The organism is Shewanella sp. SG44-6 (assembly GCF_014164185.1).
GTDB classification, from domain to species: Bacteria; Pseudomonadota; Gammaproteobacteria; order Enterobacterales; family Shewanellaceae; genus Shewanella; species Shewanella vesiculosa.
Map to the genome: position 1 here is coordinate 1 of NZ_JACJER010000092.1, position 18,762 is coordinate 18,762.

Annotated in this window: 17 protein-coding genes and 1 pseudogene; 4 read left to right on the forward strand and 14 right to left on the reverse strand. The window is 39.2% G+C overall.

Annotation, left to right across the window (positions count from 1 at the left end):
* A pseudogene (locus H5185_RS15415) lies at positions 1-243 on the forward strand (hypothetical protein); the annotation flags it as partial.
* Between the two features lie 310 nt (positions 244-553).
* Positions 554-877: a hypothetical protein gene (locus tag H5185_RS15420; protein ID WP_182742530.1), complete on the forward strand. Its 324-nt coding sequence runs from the start codon at positions 554-556 to the stop codon at positions 875-877.
* Between the two features lie 379 nt (positions 878-1,256).
* Here the strand turns inward: H5185_RS15420 and H5185_RS15425 are convergent, their stop codons facing one another.
* Together H5185_RS15425 and H5185_RS15430 are read right to left on the reverse strand one after the other, a co-directional pair.
* Complete coding sequence (locus H5185_RS15425) at positions 1,257-2,666, reverse strand: DEAD/DEAH box helicase (RefSeq protein WP_182742531.1); 1,410 nt, start codon at positions 2,664-2,666, stop codon at positions 1,257-1,259.
* 5 nt (positions 2,667-2,671) lie between these two features.
* The gene (locus tag H5185_RS15430) at positions 2,672-3,211 is read right to left on the reverse strand and encodes a response regulator (RefSeq protein ID WP_182742532.1); all 540 of its coding nucleotides are present in this window, start codon (positions 3,209-3,211) and stop codon (positions 2,672-2,674) included.
* A gap of 131 nt (positions 3,212-3,342) precedes the next feature.
* Between H5185_RS15430 and H5185_RS15435 the strand changes: the two genes are divergently transcribed.
* On the forward strand, positions 3,343-3,549 hold the full coding sequence (locus H5185_RS15435) for a helix-turn-helix domain-containing protein (protein ID WP_182742533.1): 207 nt from the start codon (positions 3,343-3,345) through the stop codon (positions 3,547-3,549).
* A gap of 740 nt (positions 3,550-4,289) precedes the next feature.
* On the forward strand, positions 4,290-6,788 hold the full coding sequence (locus H5185_RS15440; protein ID WP_182742534.1) for a hypothetical protein: 2,499 nt from the start codon (positions 4,290-4,292) through the stop codon (positions 6,786-6,788).
* A gap of 778 nt (positions 6,789-7,566) precedes the next feature.
* On the opposite strand, the gene H5185_RS15445 is transcribed toward H5185_RS15440, so the two are convergent.
* The 12 genes from H5185_RS15445 to H5185_RS15500 all read right to left on the reverse strand — a co-directional run.
* On the reverse strand, positions 7,567-8,025 hold the full coding sequence (locus H5185_RS15445) for a hypothetical protein (RefSeq protein ID WP_182742535.1): 459 nt from the start codon (positions 8,023-8,025) through the stop codon (positions 7,567-7,569).
* A complete protein-coding gene (locus H5185_RS15450; RefSeq protein WP_182742536.1) occupies positions 8,022-10,004 on the reverse strand; it encodes a hypothetical protein in 1,983 nt (660 codons plus the stop codon). Before H5185_RS15450 ends, H5185_RS15445 begins: the two co-directional genes overlap by 4 nt.
* An 11-nt stretch (positions 10,005-10,015) precedes the next feature.
* Entirely contained in the window at positions 10,016-11,872 is a 1,857-nt protein-coding gene (locus H5185_RS15455; protein WP_182742537.1) for a hypothetical protein, read from the reverse strand.
* Positions 11,869-13,467 (reverse strand): site-specific integrase, encoded by a 1,599-nt coding sequence (locus tag H5185_RS15460; protein WP_182742538.1) that lies wholly within the window; start codon positions 13,465-13,467, stop codon positions 11,869-11,871. The genes H5185_RS15455 and H5185_RS15460 overlap by 4 nt, the downstream gene beginning before the upstream one ends.
* A gap of 56 nt (positions 13,468-13,523) precedes the next feature.
* Positions 13,524-13,886, reverse strand: coding sequence for a JAB domain-containing protein (locus tag H5185_RS15465; protein ID WP_182742539.1), 363 nt, complete (start codon positions 13,884-13,886; stop codon positions 13,524-13,526).
* Between the two features lie 89 nt (positions 13,887-13,975).
* Positions 13,976-14,488: a hypothetical protein gene (locus tag H5185_RS15470; protein WP_182742540.1), complete on the reverse strand. Its 513-nt coding sequence runs from the start codon at positions 14,486-14,488 to the stop codon at positions 13,976-13,978.
* Between the two features lie 89 nt (positions 14,489-14,577).
* The gene (locus tag H5185_RS15475; protein WP_182742541.1) at positions 14,578-14,895 is read right to left on the reverse strand and encodes a hypothetical protein; all 318 of its coding nucleotides are present in this window, start codon (positions 14,893-14,895) and stop codon (positions 14,578-14,580) included.
* Between the two features lie 8 nt (positions 14,896-14,903).
* Positions 14,904-15,113 (reverse strand): 2Fe-2S iron-sulfur cluster-binding protein, encoded by a 210-nt coding sequence (locus tag H5185_RS15480; RefSeq protein WP_182742542.1) that lies wholly within the window; start codon positions 15,111-15,113, stop codon positions 14,904-14,906.
* A gap of 59 nt (positions 15,114-15,172) precedes the next feature.
* Positions 15,173-15,592 carry a hypothetical protein gene (locus H5185_RS15485; protein ID WP_182742543.1) on the reverse strand — a complete coding sequence of 140 codons (420 nt, stop codon included), beginning with the start codon at positions 15,590-15,592 and terminating at the stop codon, positions 15,173-15,175.
* A gap of 313 nt (positions 15,593-15,905) precedes the next feature.
* Positions 15,906-16,247, reverse strand: a complete 342-nt coding sequence (locus H5185_RS15490) for a hypothetical protein (protein ID WP_182742544.1) — start codon at positions 16,245-16,247, stop codon at positions 15,906-15,908.
* 166 nt (positions 16,248-16,413) lie between these two features.
* On the reverse strand, positions 16,414-17,532 hold the full coding sequence (locus H5185_RS15495) for a toprim domain-containing protein (RefSeq protein ID WP_259396232.1): 1,119 nt from the start codon (positions 17,530-17,532) through the stop codon (positions 16,414-16,416).
* A gap of 316 nt (positions 17,533-17,848) precedes the next feature.
* Positions 17,849-18,762, reverse strand: a 914-nt coding sequence (locus tag H5185_RS15500) for a VWA domain-containing protein (protein WP_182742545.1), incomplete at its 5' end; no start/stop codon positions are given.

Sequence of the window (18,762 nt, forward strand, 5' to 3'; positions counted from 1 at the left end):
TCTTGCTTCTCTACCGCCAGCGAATTGAACCTGGTTGATCAAGCAAAGCGAACTTATAGATATTTGCCTACTCTCAGCGGCGTAATCACCGATATCGGCACATATCAAAGACAGGGTAACGAAGAAGATTTGAACCCACAGCTTGCCTGCTTAGTTGAAGGGCATGGTCGGGTATTTATCTATCACGGCGGCTTTGTAGCTTTTGTGGATGACGAGCAAACCTTTATTACCCGAATAGACTGAAAATTATTCAGTAAGTTGAAATCAGCGAATTGGCATCCCTAGCAAGGAATGGGGCAAACCGAAGTTAATAGAATTTGTGATGTTTGGGAGGAAACCTTTATGATTGAAGTGCATGGAAATAGATACGCTGAGTTCGTTGAGCTGAGTGCTTGATTTGGATATGACTCTCAGGAGGATGGTAATATTTATCACTTCGACTTATGTAAAAAGTGTTTTAAAACAGCCACTTTTGCTCTAAAAGAACATAAAACTACCAAATAACTCCTTTGGTTTTCCTTCAACTTAACCCATAGTTCTAGAGGTTTGCACAGTGGATATTAAAAAAATTAAGTTTCTTGCTAAGGAATTACAGAACGCTTTACCGTTTGGTCTCGAAGGGATTGTTACTCCCAAAGAGTACGCCCATGCACTTGCTATAGCTGAAGAACTGACAGACGACTACAAAGACAGCTATGCGATTTTGCTCGATGTGTTGTGGCCTCCCATTCAGCGTTATGAGGATACAGCGCCCGAATTTACTGAATTTAACGAGCGATTTGCTAAATCAGAGGCAGAAGATAAGAAAAGGCAAGTTGAGTTGATCAAATCAAGATTAAACCAACCTGAAATCGACGTTGATATTGATGATCTGTAGTGCTTGCATAATTTTCATTATGTTCAACCATAAACCCTTATATTTACGATGCTTTGCGCCCCATTCAGAATGACTTTGGATCGCTTGTTACTCACTTTGGGGCAGAAATGAGTTGGTGATTAGACTCTGAAAGGCTCAGAACTATGTAAGTTTGTCATTCCATCCTTCACCAAACTCATTTATTCGTTTTTCAAGAGATTCTCTTTTAAGATCCATCCGCTGGAGGGTTGCTGGTGTTGGACATTAGTTTGTACGGGGTGATCCACAAGTATGGTTAACTGCGGGGGAGGGAGCCTGAAATGAAAAAAGCCGCGCTTGGATTTACTATCAACTAAGGCGACTATTAAAAATTAGTGACACCATAAGTAAGGTTTATGTGTCAGAAAGGTGAGTTAAAAGTAGATACTACCTTTTCTCTAAAGCCACCTAAAATTTCAAAAGATGGTGAGGTCGGCCAAGATAGGTTTTGATTGTTCGAAGCGGCTATGAACGAGTGCTTTTGTGCAGCTATGTGTGGAGTACTAAACTTAACAGTATGACTCTCTTGAGATGGGGAACTTGCTCTTATTATTTCACTTTTCCCCTGCTCAACGGAGACCGTAACTGTTTCGGATTCCCTGAATATGACGGGTACATCAGGTATTTCTTCAGCGATGCGATTTGCAAAATCGACAAGCTTTGGTGCTGCAAAAGTGTATAGCCATGCTTCTTGGTTTTTGCTTTTATTTGTCCGTAAAACCCTACCGAGTACTTGCCTAAAATAGAGCTCAGTTTTGACTCTGCTAAGGTGACAACACACCTGTAGACGTGGAATATCTGTACCTTCGCTTATCATACCGACACTGACAATCCAGTTAATTCTACTATTCCTAAACTCATTGATTTTAAGTGAAGGCTGCTCTTCTTTATAGGTAACTATTTCAGCAGTTTGAGCATATTCATTTCTGAGCATATTCAGGATGTATTCAGCATGCTCTATCGATGACGCAACGACAAGTCCTGCAGCATTAGGGTTTTGCAGTCTTATGTCGTCGAGCTTGTTAGTCACCAGCGTTAAGGCATGCCGAATGGCTATATCATTTTTGATGATCGATTGGTAAGTAACTAATGAACCTTTGAATAGAGCATCTAGGCAATTAAACGTCTTAATTTCATTTTCTTCGTCAGTAACCGAAATCCTTTCATTATCGATCAATACAATCTTTGGGCTTCGGCATACACCATCAGCAACAGCTTCCCTTAAACCGTAGATATAATCACACTGTATCTGATTGTCTGGGTCTGTATAACGAGATAAAGCTATCGGTGCTTGATCTGAGCGCCACGGAGTGCCAGTTAACGCTAAAGTGTATTCGGCTTGGCTTTGAATATTCAATAAGATCTCTTCCCCCCATGCATTGGCATCTTCAAGAGAACTGCCTGAGCAATGGTGGATCTCGTCAAATATCACGAGAACCCGATTTTGTTTTAACAATTGCCAGAAATCCTTTTTGAAAGACAGCATGCTTTGATACGTATAAGAGCAACCAACGGCACCTATGACTCCATCGAAACGACATTCCAGCCGTGTCGAGAAAGTATGCTTGATACCTTGCGATATATTTATCGAAGGTGAAAAGCAAAGTACAAAATCTATAAGGTCTTGCTCAAGTAGCTGAGCAGCGACTTCTGAAGCCATAATCGTCTTACCAGCGCCTGGAGTTGCCAAACAAAGGAAGTGTTTACGTTTGGCACTAAAGTGCTCTAGAGCGCAATTGACGCACTCTGATTGCCATTGTCTTAGATGCATTAAGGTTACTTTTGCTGATGAGCGAGAACAGACTTAATCGCTTTGATTTGTCCGAGTAGTTTCGAGCTATTTTCACGGGCTTGTAAATACTGAGATTCAAGATGTGTCTTCATCTCAGGAAAGGATCGATACAACCGCATATATTCTTCTGACTCGCCAATGCTAGTGAGTAAATCAACTTCAGATTCTTTAAGGCGTTTTTCAAGCTGCTGGATAGCAGTGTTAGTACCGACAGTAACTGCTTTGGGTCGATTCAATTTATCTTCAGTTGTACTTTGGCAGATGAAGTTAGTTTTATAAAATAGCTCTGACTTTTGGTACACAACTCTTTTGGAGTTTTTAGTTCCCTTTTTCAGCAGCAACCCCTTCTTAACCAGCCTAAGGATCTGTCTGTAAATATACTTACGAGCTTGAACAAGATCTTGGTTTACTGAGGAGTTGGCTAGATATGTATCCCGTAGCTTTGTCACATGGAAATTGTCAAAGTTCTCATCCTGGAGAATCGTATTTAGCTGAGCGTTAATTTTGATGGATATTTTTGACATTATTTTCTCGTAAGAGGCTCATTATCTCTAGCTCACAGGGCCAGAAGAACTTCATATTAATAATGAGGATTATAATCCGTGGCTTTATAAGCCGCAACTTTAGATAGTCTTTCTCTTTAACGAGATGAAAAATGAAAGACTTAGCTATCAAATTTGGTGCGCAATTACGAGATAAGCGCAAATCTCTAGGGATCTCTCAAGACAAAATGGCGTTATTAGCAGATATAGATCGTAGCTATGCAGGGCGAATTGAGCGCGGAGAAGTAAACATCACCCTCGAAAAAGCCTATCAATTAGCAGAGGTTTTAGGGTGTGATGTAAGAACACTCTTGCCCTAGAGGAGATGCTTGTTAACTCCGTCTAGCCGATTGCAATTTCTACCAAAGTCTTACTCCGGTTTGGTCCCGATGGACAGCTCTAAGCTACTTTTCCCAAGTCTCTACCTACGCGGTCCAAACAAGTGCATTATTGATTTGTTATACTGTTTTCTATGTGAAGTTATTAATAATTTTATTAGGATGGTGATTATTTATGAGTATAAAAGATCTCAGTTCATGTGACCTTCTTCGAAAGCTTGTGATATTTATGAAGGTGACCTCATCCTCGCAGAATCATTGTTTAACAGTGATATTCCAGCACTGGGTAACAAAAAATCAAACAATTTACTTGGGTCTCCAGAGGGGCGTAAATTGGTCAACGAACTACTCAATAAAATGGAGATGGGAGAGTTTTCTTGAATATCAAGCTACCGCTCTAACGCACTTCCCCCCCCCCAAGCTAGTTACCTGGATCAGCGAGCGTTTCATATGCTGTACTAAAATTATACTTTTCTGATCCCTTACACAACATTCAGTTAACTTTGGTGTGTAAGAAGATAGTAAGAAGATCTTTCGACTGGAGTATTATCAATTTTACTTACAAGGTAAATAGGATATTATATTTACAACAATGACTTAGTGGTGATACCTTTGGTGTGTGAATTGAGTATTCTAAACGTTATCGGCTGCTATCGAATAATCGGATGCGAATTAGGAACACTATTAGTATTGCATTCATCAAGTTTAAGGATTGAATAAAAATGAGTACTAATTCGGGTGACCATTTCGATGAAATGAATAAACTCATTGCAGATGTAAATACAAGAGATAAAAATGAAGCTGAAACTAGGCATAAAATTATTGACTTTGTATTGCACGACTTTCTTTCTTGGCCAAAGAATCGAGTCTCGGTTGAAGAATATATCAAGCCAGGTTTCGCCGATTACATTTTAAAAAAAGAAAATAATGAAGACCAGCTCTTTATAGAAGCAAAGAAGGAAGGTATATTTTTCGAACTGCCACTAGCACACAATTCAGGTGAAACTCATTGTTATATTTCAATAAAAAAATTATTGAGCAATAATGATATAAAAGCTGCTATGCAACAAGTGCGAACATATTGTTTTGATACTGGATGTGAGTTCGGATGTATTACTAATGGACATGAATGGATTTTTTTTAAAATATTTGAAAAAGGAAAGCGTTGGGAAGATCTAAAAGCATTCGTTATAAGGTCGCTATCATTTTTTATTAATGATTATACTAAATCTATAAACGCATTATCCTTTAGCGCAATTTTTGATAATTCGTCACTTTCTCCCTTGTTGTCTAGCTCACAACCTAAAGATAGAAATATATTTTATCCTAAAGATAAAATTTTAACTTATTCACATCCAATTAATTCAAATAGATTAGCATCAACTCTAAGGCCTATTGCTAACCATTACTTTGGTATTATTTCAGATGATGATACAGATTTCATGGATAAATGTTATGTATCTGAGCGTGAATATAAAACTACTTATGATGGTTTACATAGTTTAATACAAGATTCCTTAACTCCTTATTTTCAAGAATATGGTGTATCGCAACTTATTGATACAGGTAAAGGTGGGAATTTAGGTGGGCGATTAACTAAAAACCTTAAAAAAGGAAGGAAAGGTGAAGTCTTAGTTCTTTTTGGTGGAAAAGGATCTGGAAAATCGACTTTTATCAAACGACTGTTACACCATACTCCTCCTCGATGGTTAAAAGACCATTCAATAATATCAATAGTTGATCTTCTAAAGATTCCTGAGGATAAAGAAACTATAAGAACTTATATTTGGAAGAGGTTAGTCGAAACTTTAGATACCGAAAATATCTTAAATTCAGAACGTAATATAATTATAGAAAAATTATTTAATGATCGTTATGAAATTGCACTGAAGCAGAATTTAAGCGGTTTGCAGCATAATTCTGAATCATTCAACTTAAAATTGAATGATTTAATATCTCAATGGAAAACTGATTATTTATATTGTGCTAGCAGATTAGTAAACTACTGGGGGGAGCAGGGAAAAGGTGCGATAGTTGTTGTTGATAATACCGATCAATATTCTACTGATATTCAAGACTTTTGTTTTACATCAGCACAAGAGATATCTAACGTACTTACCTGTGTGTCTTTGATATCAATGAGAGAGGAACGATTTTATGATTCAAAAATTCACGGTGTTTTAGATGCATTTCAAAACTCTGGTTTTCATATTAGTTCGCCTAGTCCAGCTGAAGTATTTAAGAAAAGACTTTCTTATACAATATCTCTATTAACCGACCCAAATCGAAGAGAGATGATAATTGGAGATATTAATAATGATATTGTTAAGGATTGTCAGGTTTATTTACAAATCTTATGTAATGAATTCGCTGATCAAGGATCACCTTTAACTAATTTTATAAGTGCTTGTGCCCATGGTGATACAAGATTATCGCTAGATTTATTCAGGAGTTTCTTACTTTCGGGTTATACAAATGTCGATGAAATGATTGCTGCTGGTAGATGGAACTTTCAAATACATCAAGTATTAAAACCAGTTATGATACCAACTAGATACTTTTATGATGAGAAGCTTAGCGATATACCCAATATTTATCAATTACGCTCTAATAGGCATTCATCACATTTCACTGCATTACGTATATTAAGAAAACTATCTAAGGGGACTGATAGCTCGACACCTTCATATCATTCTATAGCCACACTTAAATCGTATTTTTCAGAAACCTTTAACATGATTGATGACTTCGAAAAAAATGTAGATTTATTACTTAAACATGGATTTATTGAATCTAACAATAGACTCGATTCGTATTCAAACAATGTTGATAGTATAAAAATTACAAGCTATGGTTTATATATGACCAATGATTTGGCACATTATTTTACTTATTTAGATTTGATATGTACCGATACTGGGGTATTTACTGAAAAAACTTGCAACTACCTTACAGAAGCAGCAAGAAGAGAATATAGCCTATTCACTCGAAGTGAACGAATAGAACGAGTCAAAGTTAGATTAGAGCGTGTTGAAGAGTTCATTAAATATTTGGAAATAGAGGAATTCAGAGAGAAATCGAGCTTTAATTTAGATATGCCGCATAATGAGATGTTTAGCTTTAAAGCTATGGAAGAGTTTAATTCCGAAAAAACAAGGGTATTAAAAAGCGCAAGGAAGCAAACAAATAAGCAAACAAATGGCAGGAAGCGTGTAAAATAGCAGGGTGATAAAGTGAACATTTTCGAATAAGACCGAATAAGACCGAAGAACACCGAAACGCAGTCAAAAGCTAGGTTCAACCACGTCTCGAAATTATCGCTTTTCAGATAATTTTGATGTGGCGGCTGTGAGATCCAAGAGGGATCAGCCGTTGGTTTCCTCTTGGTCTGGTGTGGGCGAAGCGCCACGACGTTGGTGGCCGCAGGCCATAAGTAAATAAGCACAAAAGTACAGACACCTGGATCCTGGCTCAAAAGCACTGCCGGGACGACGAGAAAGTAGTTTCAAAGTTCTGTCCAGAAATAAGCTATATAAACTCAAAAATAGCGGCCAGTTTTGTTGGCCATTATAGTACATGAACTTATTAAGCAGAAAAAAGAAGCTCATGTACTAAATCAATTGCTAAAATTTAGTACATATAGAGTTATGGTTTATAAAGACAATCTCTTTCCAGCTCTCGTTGCCGTTTTGGCCACAACGTATAAACCACTTCCGCTGCTTCTCGCATAGCGCACCTTGCGTGGATTCACATATACTGACTCCCTAGCACTTATCCGACTTGTGGTTATCAGGAAGAGCGTCCTCTTACGATTCTGTTCCCGTCTAATGGACTTCGTTACATTGTCAGACTCGCTTATTTATTCAGAGTCTTAGGGTCATCTGGTGATACAGATGATTCACTCTTATTGTGGTGAACAACGCTTTATACGACTTCACGTCGCACGAGCAGAAACGAGTTACGAACCTACCCCACTTACACTTTGAGCATGAGAATGCGTTATTTGATTGACGTCACAACTGAATTTTCATCTAGTAATTCTTGTTGTAGATCAAACACCCTGAAACGGAGCCTAGCATTTTCAGCCTCTAACAGCTTTCTGGCTTCAATTGCATTATCTCTCTGAGTCCTATACTTGTCTTTCAATTCATTGGCTTTTTTCAACTGTTGTTTTAACCTATCAAGCTCAGGTAAAGGGACATCTAGTTCAATATCTAAACCTGTCGTCATCGCCTTGTCGCGGCTGAGGTTGTATTCATCGATAACAGGTTTGGCGTAGGTCACGAACTCTTTGAACTTATGGACATAGCTATTGCCAAGTTGGGCTTCATTATTGATTCGGTTTAATGTGATCTTGCCCGTAGCCTTAACATGAAGCGGCTTACCATCTAATAAGCGCTGAAATGCATTGACGAGTAACCCCTCGGCCTTGCCGGTGGCCTTATGCTCTACTTTCATGACCATATCGCCTTTATATCATCATTGAAGCTATCGAATGGGATGCTATGTTTGACCAATGTTGGCTCAATAGACACAATCTTCTTTTTTCTGGCATCAAGAATTAGTTCATTGGCATAATCCCCCATGTCATTTATTGCCCTGAACGAAGCGATTAGGTTGTCCCGCTCTCTCGACAGCCTTTTGCCTGCTTTATCAGTGATAACCTTATGCTCGCAGGGGGCTTCAACAATATCCATCAGGGAGCAAAGGCGTTCACAATTACGGTTGGTACAGTAGCCACCTGTAGGAAGTAATACAATGGATTTGTCACCAGACCTTACCAAAGCGAGCAACTCGCTTCGGGACATAACTATTTCTTCACCCTGTGCTAGTCGCTCTGCTTTATTTTGGGCTATACGCTCGCCTTCTGCACCGCTTAAGGTGTCGGATACATTGTAAATCTCATCCCATGCGTCCACAGCAGATGTTTCTATGGCTTCATTAAACTCACTCATTAACTGAGTATCCATCAACAGTTGACTGGTACGAGCCAGTTCGGAATAATTAGCGTACCAGTTGGACATATTGATATTGCGGTGTTTAAGCTGGTATTTGACTGTGAGTATGTTGCCCAGACGGTTTTTCACCATAAAGACCACAAAACTCCGTCGTAAATCATGTGGACTAAGTTTTGGTAAACCGCCTCCGACTTTTAAGCTCCCTGCGCGTTCAGGATTTAACAGGTCAAACTCTTCAACGTCCTCTGTGGTCGCATTAATGTTGAACTCTTTCATATTAAATCCATCATCAGCCCTGTAAATATGGAATTTTAGCGACGTTTTATTTATGAGTGCTTCACTGTCATAAGGGATATCAGAAGAAACGAAGGCGCTCTCAAGGTCTTGTCGCTTAGCATCATATTTGTCTTTGGTTAACAGACCGTTTTGATAACCGTTAGCCAGTCGCTTTAACGAATACCTTCTAGCGGCTTGCGTGGCATCAAAAGCTAGCTCCAGTGCCAGCTTTGCAATAGGAGCGGTATTCCACGTCATACAAATTCTTTCGCCCTTGTTCCCTTTTGTAGAAACCCCTGAGACCTTGGGCACAGCAGCCAGTGAATCGTCATAGCTCTCTTTATTCATAGAGAGCAGCTCTTCCTTTCGGGCGGCGGAGAATAAACCCACACAGATAAAGCACATCCTGAGTAATGTACCTAACCAGACTCCGCTCCTGTGAAATGAGAAATTAGGAATGGCTTTTCGTTCAGGCCACTGACTTGTTATGCGAGACATCCTGTTTCTGAGTGAGTTCATTTGCATATGGCTTAGGGCACTCACACCTAGTTCTTTAAGCTTAGCGTTGAACATTTCATCTTGATAGGTGTAGAGCTTCTCCATGGCCGCTGAAATTTGGTGGCGATAGGGATGATAGGTTTCCACAAACTCAACAACAGTTTTTAAAATACTGACATGAATAGCTTCAGGAAATGCGATGGCTTGACCGTTACCAGCATCAGGTTGAGCCCACTGGATATAGTCTCGCTTATAGACATAGCGCGATACAAGGCCCGCTTTAAGCATTGCATTAATAACTGAGGCAAGATTTTTGCACGTACCTTTATTGCCAACCCCATGTAATGTTTGTGTGCACTTTTTCCATTCTCGTTCGCTTGAAAGCAAGCTGAACTCACTTTTTCCCCAGCGTGTTGCGAGTATATTTAACTGAGACTTACTTCCGATTAACGAGTTAACTGGTGCATGTGAACCAGAGCTTGAATTCTTCTTTTGCCACTGCATCAGCGCATAGAGGTAAGACTGAATATCGAGGCGGTATTTCTCAGCAATACGCCCAAAAAAGATTATTTTCTTGTTCTGGTTCAGAGCGTGAAAATCCCACTCTACATCAAGTACTCGTGACACTCCGTTCCCGTCAGAGTCAAACGTCACATACGGATTTTCAGCGAGTTCTTGGCGAAGCTGTATAAGCTGTTCAGACATAAAATTATCCCTTAAAAAAATTGGCTTGCGCTAGCTCTGTCTTGGTAAAGTGGGTGGTAATCTCCGTCATCAACTTTTTGTTTTGCTTGAGCGTAGTTTTTAGGTGCTTTTTGTTTCAGCCTGATAAGGACTTTTTTCAACATGCCTTCCACCACGAAATACTCATTCTTAGGCGCAGAATTACTTGCCACCATTTCTTTGAGGTCTTCAACTTTCTCCAAAAATGACAGCATCAACCAGATATCATTTTCTGACGCCACTAATTTATGGCTGTCACAATCAAAGCAAGCAAGAAAATCCGTACAACGACCCGTATCTTTGGAAAAATCAATGCCCAACAGCTTCATACGCCTTGTCTCAGCAACGAGCTTCTCTGGTGTTGCCCCCGCGCACTTGATACCACTGGGCGTTGTCATTAATGGTTGCTCTTTGCTTTCACTGTGACGTAATTTCTTATAATCATAATCTGATAAAATATCGCTGCGCATCGCTTTGGCATCCTCGATGGCTTTACCAATATCCTCGCCCTTGGCAACAGCGCTTAACGCGCCAAACGTGGCATTGAGGTTATTATCATGGTCTGCTTTGACACCACTAGAGTACCGTTTGGCGACAACATTCACGCTATTATTCAGCCCCTGTGACACAAGGAATATATCTTCAGTAACTCGCATCAGCACATCAGATTTTGTTGCCCTGAATCGGCTTACAGTAACCGTTAACCCCATTATTTTCTCAAGTTGTGTATTGATATAGCTAAGATTTGTACCATGGGTGCCGAATGTCCAAACCTCACCACTAGCACTAAAGAAAGGGCAAAGCGGTATCTCATTTGAAATCGGGATACCCAGTGATAGGTACATCAATTTAGACGTTTTTAGCCATCGGATGATCAGTTCTTTAGTTCGCAGGCTAAAGCCCGCGCTATTATCCAAATCCTTATAGCCTGCCCTGAACTTTTCACCGTCAAAAACAAACCGCCCACTGCCAATACTTTTAAATGAAACATCCTTATGCCGCACGTTAGCGAGCACTGACTTGTTCATGCCTGTCAGCATTGAGAACACGAAAAACCAATTGCGTGATGCTTGATTATAAAAAACCTGTCGATGAAGTCGCTCAAGTGGAAGTGGGCTGTCCTTTATTGTTCCAGGCACGGGTATCATGCACTTCTTGAAGCCGTTTTTCTTCTGTGCGGTTAGCGGTGGTGTCCATTCTTTGCTCTTCGCTTGTTCAGAAAAAAGCTCTTCATCAAAGAACGGATGAATATCTAGCAACTCGTTTTTCTCAATTGCTTCTTCAAAGGCCAGTGCCCCCCTAACCAATATCTTGGATAATGGTTTCAGCTCTGTTTCCATATGGAACGCTTTATTCGCAGCAGGAGAGCTACTTACAACGTCTGGTAGCACCTTAACGTCAGCTTCTCGATTCCACAGCTTTAATAACACAGACAAGCCGTCTTTAATCCGTATTACTGCCGATACCTGCATACCTTTTTCGCGTAATTTATTGAAGTGCTTAATGCTATCAGTCATGACTGCACTACTGAAAAGGTCACCGTTATAACCAATTCCGTCAAGATACCGGAAGTAACTAACAAGCCCAGAAAAATAGTGCTGCTTCGTCACTTTGTGAGGTAAGAGGCTTAGCCTTTGGTAAATTTCCCTGACGATATCATCCCGATTTGCTAACACCTCATTCCCTGACCTTATTTGCTTTACTGTCGGGACGTTACGGTAGCGCAGGCGATAAAAGCAAGATTTTATTCCATTACCAGTGTCTAAAACCATATCTTCAAAGCGAAGTGGGATAATTAGTACGCGGGTCTTCTCTATCGCAATTTTGGTACGCTTACGTCCCTGTATCATAATAATGAACCCTCTAAATCATCAAAAGCGCCAATATAGTCCAGTACGTCCTCGTAGATTTCATCGGCAGAGGGCATATCTTGTGCTATTTTCAGGTACTCAATCGTCGTCGCTCTATCTTCATGACCAAGAAGCGCACAGACCCTGTCTAATGCCTCATCTGGTGTGATTGAGAGGTTGCCATAGTCATCCTTTTTATTTAAAAGGTGTCGAAAGATATTCACGGCAAACGTTGAGCGTAAATTATGTAGAGAGCCAGTAATAGGGGTCTCAAGACCTTGGGTTAGGTTTGCAGTGTTACGGACTTCAACCCAGCGGCCAGTAAAGTCTTGTAGCCGCGTAAACATGGGTTTCCCTGACTGGGTAATAAACAGGTACTCAAGCTCGGGGTTAATCGCATCGTCACCTTCAAAAAGGTGTGTATTACCCGCCTCAGTCTGCTCTTTGCACCAAGCTTTGAATTTCTCAAGGCGCTTTTTATACCTGTCAGATTGCGAGTAATCGTAAAGTATCTTCATTAATGTGGCGGGGATTATGGTGACGCGACTTTTATTCTTTTCTGCACAGCCCTCAGCCGTCTTTGTGAGTGATTGGTATTTATCACCAACGCCCAAATCCATCACAGGCCTTTTGAAGATCTCTTTGCCGTCCCGAATCATGGTTTCAGGGTTAACTATCTGCCCTAAATGAAGGCTCGCAGCTTCTTCTCTACGCAACCCAGTATTACGGCAAATCATTGGGTGCAGGCAAAACTCAACTGGCAGTGAGTGCAATTTATAGTTGTCACCATGACGAACCACCCTGCGGGACTTCATTAATATGTTTTGCAGGATGTTCCATTCACTATTAGTAAACGGCTTTAGGTCACGGCGCAGGTTGCTGAGGTTTGTGCCACCGCTGCGAGATGACTTGGAAAACTTAATACGCATATCCGTTGTCTGCACCTGCTTACGCTGATAAGCCTTCATGCTGGATGCGGATGCTTCGAAATGGATGTTCACTGTCTCAAACTGAAAGGGGGGGTTGTTAAAGCGGATGCCTTGGCGAAGGCAGTGTTTATAGAGACCAACGACACTGCTCATATATTGCCTAGCCGTCGTTTTAGCCAATTCACCATCAATAGCGAGCTGCTTTATCCCATCCCGATATTGGTAGGTCAACCGTTCCTGCTTGTTACGAGGAAAGACACTCCATTCTGGACGGGGATCATCATAGAGAGAGTTATAGTCCTCTTCATCGTATTCGGCATCCCACTCTGCCTGTTTGTCCAATACAAAGGCGAAGTAATGGGCAAGCCCCTGCGCATCTGTGCCTAGTTCAAGCACGCCGTTATCAATTGCTTTTGACAACAAGAACTCATTGACCATATCTAATGGCTGGTAGCTAATAAGGTTGTCTTTGTCGTCATACCCAGCGATATAGAGTAAGGGGAGTTTCTTGATTAGGAACGCATTGCCGTTGGCACGGTATGTAACCTGAGGTTCGCCATTCTCATCAATGGATACCAATGGTCTCTCGTAAACGAAGTTAGGGATAGGTGAAATTTCTACCTCTTTTCGTATGACCTTTTTCTGACTTTCATCGTTACCTGACATACTAAACCTCACACTGTGCATGCAACCAGCACATACAGCATTATCAGCTTTTAAAGTTATTTGTGAGGATTTAGTCTATCAGGTAAGTATTGAGCAAAAATGACCGCTGCAGCACTAGCTCTTAATGCATCAACAACTACTTCCCTAGGATATATTGGTGCTGCATCTATGGTCCCAGAGAACAATTTTTTCACTTCTAACACATTGTGTTGTGTATCTAAATACAAAACCCAAAACTCTTCATGTTTAAGTGGAAACATATAAGCTGATAGGTAGCTTTGAGCTGAGTTTGCATCTGTGATTTTTCCACGAGTACTTAGTTTAGATTTTGCTTCAACACCGATAACATTAACAAGTTCATCGAAAGCACCGGAACCAGTAACTGTGTAAACACCGTTAGTTTCATTAATTTCAAACATAGCGAACTCCAAAAAGTACAGAAAGTACAAAAAAGACCACTATCCCTATTGGGATGAATGGTCCCAAAGGGTTAATTGAAAATATTAAGTTATGACAACCGTGCAATGACTTGATTCATTACATCGGCCATTAAGTGATTTTTAGTTTTAACAAACCAATCATACCAACCGATATAGTCATCAAATGACAATACATTTTGTTCAAATATAGAGGTATTAAGCCTTGGAGTATTAAGTAATTGAGATACTTTTTCTCTAAGAGCTTTATCATTGCAAAATGAAGTTAACCGAAACGGAGGGGTCATAATTAATTCTACGGCTTTGGCTGCTTCAATTTGAGAAAGATTCCCAGTGCATGTAATTAAAAAGAAACTATTACATCCTCTATTGGTTAAATAGGTGACCAGGCTAGGGTTAAATCCTCTGTATAAAGGCACCAACTCTGTCCCATTTTCACGTACTATCCAAATAAAATCACAACCAAGCTTTTCATCAAAGACCAACTCATCTTGTTTTAAATCATATTCATGAAAACTACTATATGAGTTATTACTTTTTATGATTTGCGCCATAACTTTTAAAACTTCTTCTTTGTTAAACATAATCGAACTCCAAAATGAATAAAAAAGAAGCCAAAACTTTCCCTAAAGGGGTAAGCATTGGCCCCTTTAAGGATAAAATAATTAATTATCTAATTTAACTGTGTGAGTTTTTTCTTTATTCTAGATAAAGTAAATTTCCCACTCCATGTTAAATTAGTTTCTAAAGATACAGCTTGCCTTATTAGATTTCGATTTGACTTACCAGAGGTTTCTAAATGTTCACGGGTGTGAAATTGTTCCACTGTTAGTAAAAATTCTAAATCTGTAATAGCTTGCTTTAAGTTTGTTTCCAACCTTTTACGTTGTATTAATCTTACGCCAAGCCAGTATGAAACCAGAGATGGAATCGCGGAAGCTGTTACAATTGAAAGGGCTTTAATAACTTCAATCAATACGTTTTGTTCCATGATTACCTCTAATATTCTATAATGACCGTTGACGTAGCAATTGAAATACAGGGTAAAACCTCATTAGTTTTTAACTCACAAATAGGTTGCTGAGTTAATTTAATGGTTCCTGAAACAAGTCTACATTTACATTGACCACAAAAACCGCTACGACATTCATAGTGATGATTAGGCAAGAAATCTTTTAACGCTATACCGTTTGGTACAATCGCTTTCATAACAAACTCCGAATAAAAAAGCCGCATAGTCCCAAAATGGGAAACAAGGCCCAAATTGGTTAATTAGCAACACTAATGTTCGATGAAGAGTTAATTTTGGTAGACCAAGTTAAAACTTCAAATGAATTTGACTCTGTTACAGTAGGTTTAAGTAAAGTGTTATTAATACAAAATTCAATTAAATCATGTTGATCTAAATCTAATTCACATTTAACAACACGCTTACTAGAAATAAATTCCCCCCAAGAAAGCATAGCTTCTAACCAAATGTCATCATCCGTTTGGGTAGCATCTAAATTTAACTCTTCTCTAGAAAGTTCATTTACTTCATTAGATGAATCATTAATATCGAACAAAGTTAATATGTAATGATTAGTGCAGCCTTTAGATAATGGGGTATAACCTATGTCAGTTAATGCTAATGCATATTTTCTACCATAATTATTACCCCAAGATTCTAATATTTTTGTATGTTTCATATATAACCCTTAAATTAAAAATTGAATTAAAATTAAAGGGTTATACCAAAAAGGGTATTTCCCTTTAAGGAATTAAGATCATAACGCTGATAATTGTCGAATCGTTACGCGATTAAGCGCCCAGAATGTCATAACATGTGTTATCGAGCTTTAATATAAAATTAAAGCCTGGGTTAAACATCTAAAGTATTGGCTGAAGGAAATGCCATATGGCAAGGATCAGGGGCAATAAATTAGATGGTGAAGAAACTTTCCATCTAAGCCTACTCAGAGAATAGACTTAGATGGAAGCCTCGCTTTGGAGGCGTTCCTGCTATAATCCTTCAAACTCAACTATTACTCGATTAGGCGTTAACCTAGGGGTTTTTGTAACAACATAACCCAGAGCACCTTTAACCATCCCGCTTAATAAATAAGCCTCACCTATATCATCTTCAAGTAAAGACCATAGATTTTCGACGGGTGAAGTGCTAACCAAATTTGATAGCTCATCAAATAAATAATCTTTATCATCGATAACTAAACCATAATCAAAACATTTCTCATTTTGAATAGGTTTAAATTGACTCAGAAAAAAATCTTCATCTAATAGAGATTGAGGAATTGTTTGAAAATTTTCCAAACAAATTTTGTTGTGCGTACCTTCAATATTCATTTTATTGCTCCATACAGAGCAAGAAGGTTCGCCCAAGAGGGACAAAGCCCCCTTGCAGTAATTACTTGTGAATGTTTATCAACAAATAATCGGAAGGATCATTTGTTGATAAACACTCACAAGGTAAAGAAAGTGCCTAAGCACCTCTTTACTCTTATGGTATTTTTCATTTTCTAACATCAATAGCAGCTGAAGCCTTAAAACGAAAAGCTCGAGTACCAAGTTCATTTAATACATCTAACCAATCTACACCCTTAGAACCTTCAGGAATATCAAGTGGAGGCAACAAGACCTCGCAATCAATTCCCTCACTAATAAGTCGCTTCATCAGTTTCATTGCACTATCTTCACCTGGCTTAACACCTTTATCGTTAGCTTTATCTTTGTCAGCATAAATCTTGACTTGGGTTATACCTTTCGGAATGACAACTTGTTCTAGCAGAGTATTGCTATAACAAGCCCATGTCGGCAATCCAGTTGCTTCGCGAACAGCAAGACTAGTTTCTACTCCTTCAGCAAGTGCTAAGCATCCAAACGGACCAGCCTCATCATGATAGATGGTTGGTTCATCCAAACGTATAGCTCCACCTCTCATATCACCTGTAGGTGCCATGATCTTCTTACACACATCCACTGGAGCTTTACCTTCACCATTAAGGTTTAAATAAATTCTATGGAATGAAATAGGTTTGCCTTCCGCATTATGATAAATCGGCAACATTGCTGGCCAATATGTCTTAACTGGAGACGAATCTTTTCCTTTCGTGTAATGAAGAGCTTTGCTGATACCACGTATTGACGGCGGCAATAAATCAGGATTTAGGCCTCTATAAGCTAGGTACCTACATACTTCCTGACTATTCTTACCCTCAACTGATGCTTTATGCATACTTCGCAAAAAGCTTTTTCTCTTTTTGATATCATCATCACTAAGAGAAAAGTCACGTTTTTTAGGTATAGTTTCAAGCTTAACGTTAGAAACGTATTGCCATCCACCACTGTAGAGTTCGACAACCTTATCTACTGCTTGCATCTTTGTTAGGCGATAAATGTAGGCAACTACATCAATCGCATCCATGTACCCAGTTCCATTTAAGTAACAATCACCATTAGTCTTAACCCGAAACACTGTAGTACCACTTCCAGTTACTGGATCTGGTACTTGTGAAGGCATAGACTTTAGTGCCGCACTCATTTCTGGAATTCGCCCATATAGAACAAATGGGTCAACCATATTTTTTACTGCAATGATTTTTTCACTAGCACTCATATCACGTAAGTTCATAACATTTCCTTTTGAATTAATAGGGGATCATCAAAGAACCCGAAGAGATCCTTTGAAGATCCCCCACAAAGTCCTTCTTCAACCTAATGTGTCGAAAAAGATGTTTGAGGCAAACGGACATAAGAGCCTGAAATAAATCGAGGCTCTGTATTTGGACTAACCAAATATCTAACAGTAATAACTGTGTTATCGGGTAAAACCTTTATTACTGTTTTTATATCAAATAGTTTTTTAGTCATAACTCACTCCAAAATAAAAAAAAGGAGTTACAACAATCCCTTTAAGGAGTGTTGTAACTCCCTAAAGGGTTTTAAAATTAAATAAACTGCTTTAATTGTTCTCTAAAGTTCTTAGGGAGTTCTGCAGCATTGCTAATTAATATTTGCTTAACATCATCAAACCCCAACATTCGTGAAACTTGAATTCCTATCGCAATGATATGGATATTCATAAATTTCGCCATTTCGACTGCATGCTTGATTTGGTGGGGATCTGAATCACCATCTGTTATTACAAATAAAACTCGCTTTTCTTCTTTCCGCAAGGCCAACCGGTTAAGGCTAGTTACCATTGCATCACCAGTATAAGTATTACCTAACAGTGGCCAATTAAAATTAGCTTGTGAAGGTTTCTGGTCAAATGTTTTAACTGATTGAACAACACCTTTGTCACCATATATCAATAACTCTGTTGATATTCCGGCAATAGGGTCCAAAGCATGGATCAACCCATAACTAGCGGTTGCAGCATTAACACATTTAATTCCATGCATCGAGTTCGACATATCCGTCAAAATTGAGACAGCCAAATTCGCTTTTCTACGGCGAGCTTCAGTTTTAAAAACCTGACGTTCACCTAAAGATGCAGCAATGATGGAATCACAGTCAATACTATCTCCATACTCATTCATACCAATTTTGACACGATTACGCTGCTGCTGAAGAGCTCTTAACGGGGCTTTTAATGCCATGGTTATATTTCTACCATAGGCAACATTGACTAAATTAACGGGCTGAGAACGCACAGGGGTTACAACACTTGTATCCCAATTGTTCAGCTCTCGTGCAATCAATACATCACCAGGAGTCTTATCAGTTTCATCAAGTAAAGCACCTCTATCAAAATCTCCACCTTTAAGCTCTAAAGAGGGGGATTTGCTAGCAAACTTATAGTTTGACTGATTAGCATCGCTTGAATCGCCAGAGCTATCTGAATCATCCGAATCGCCTG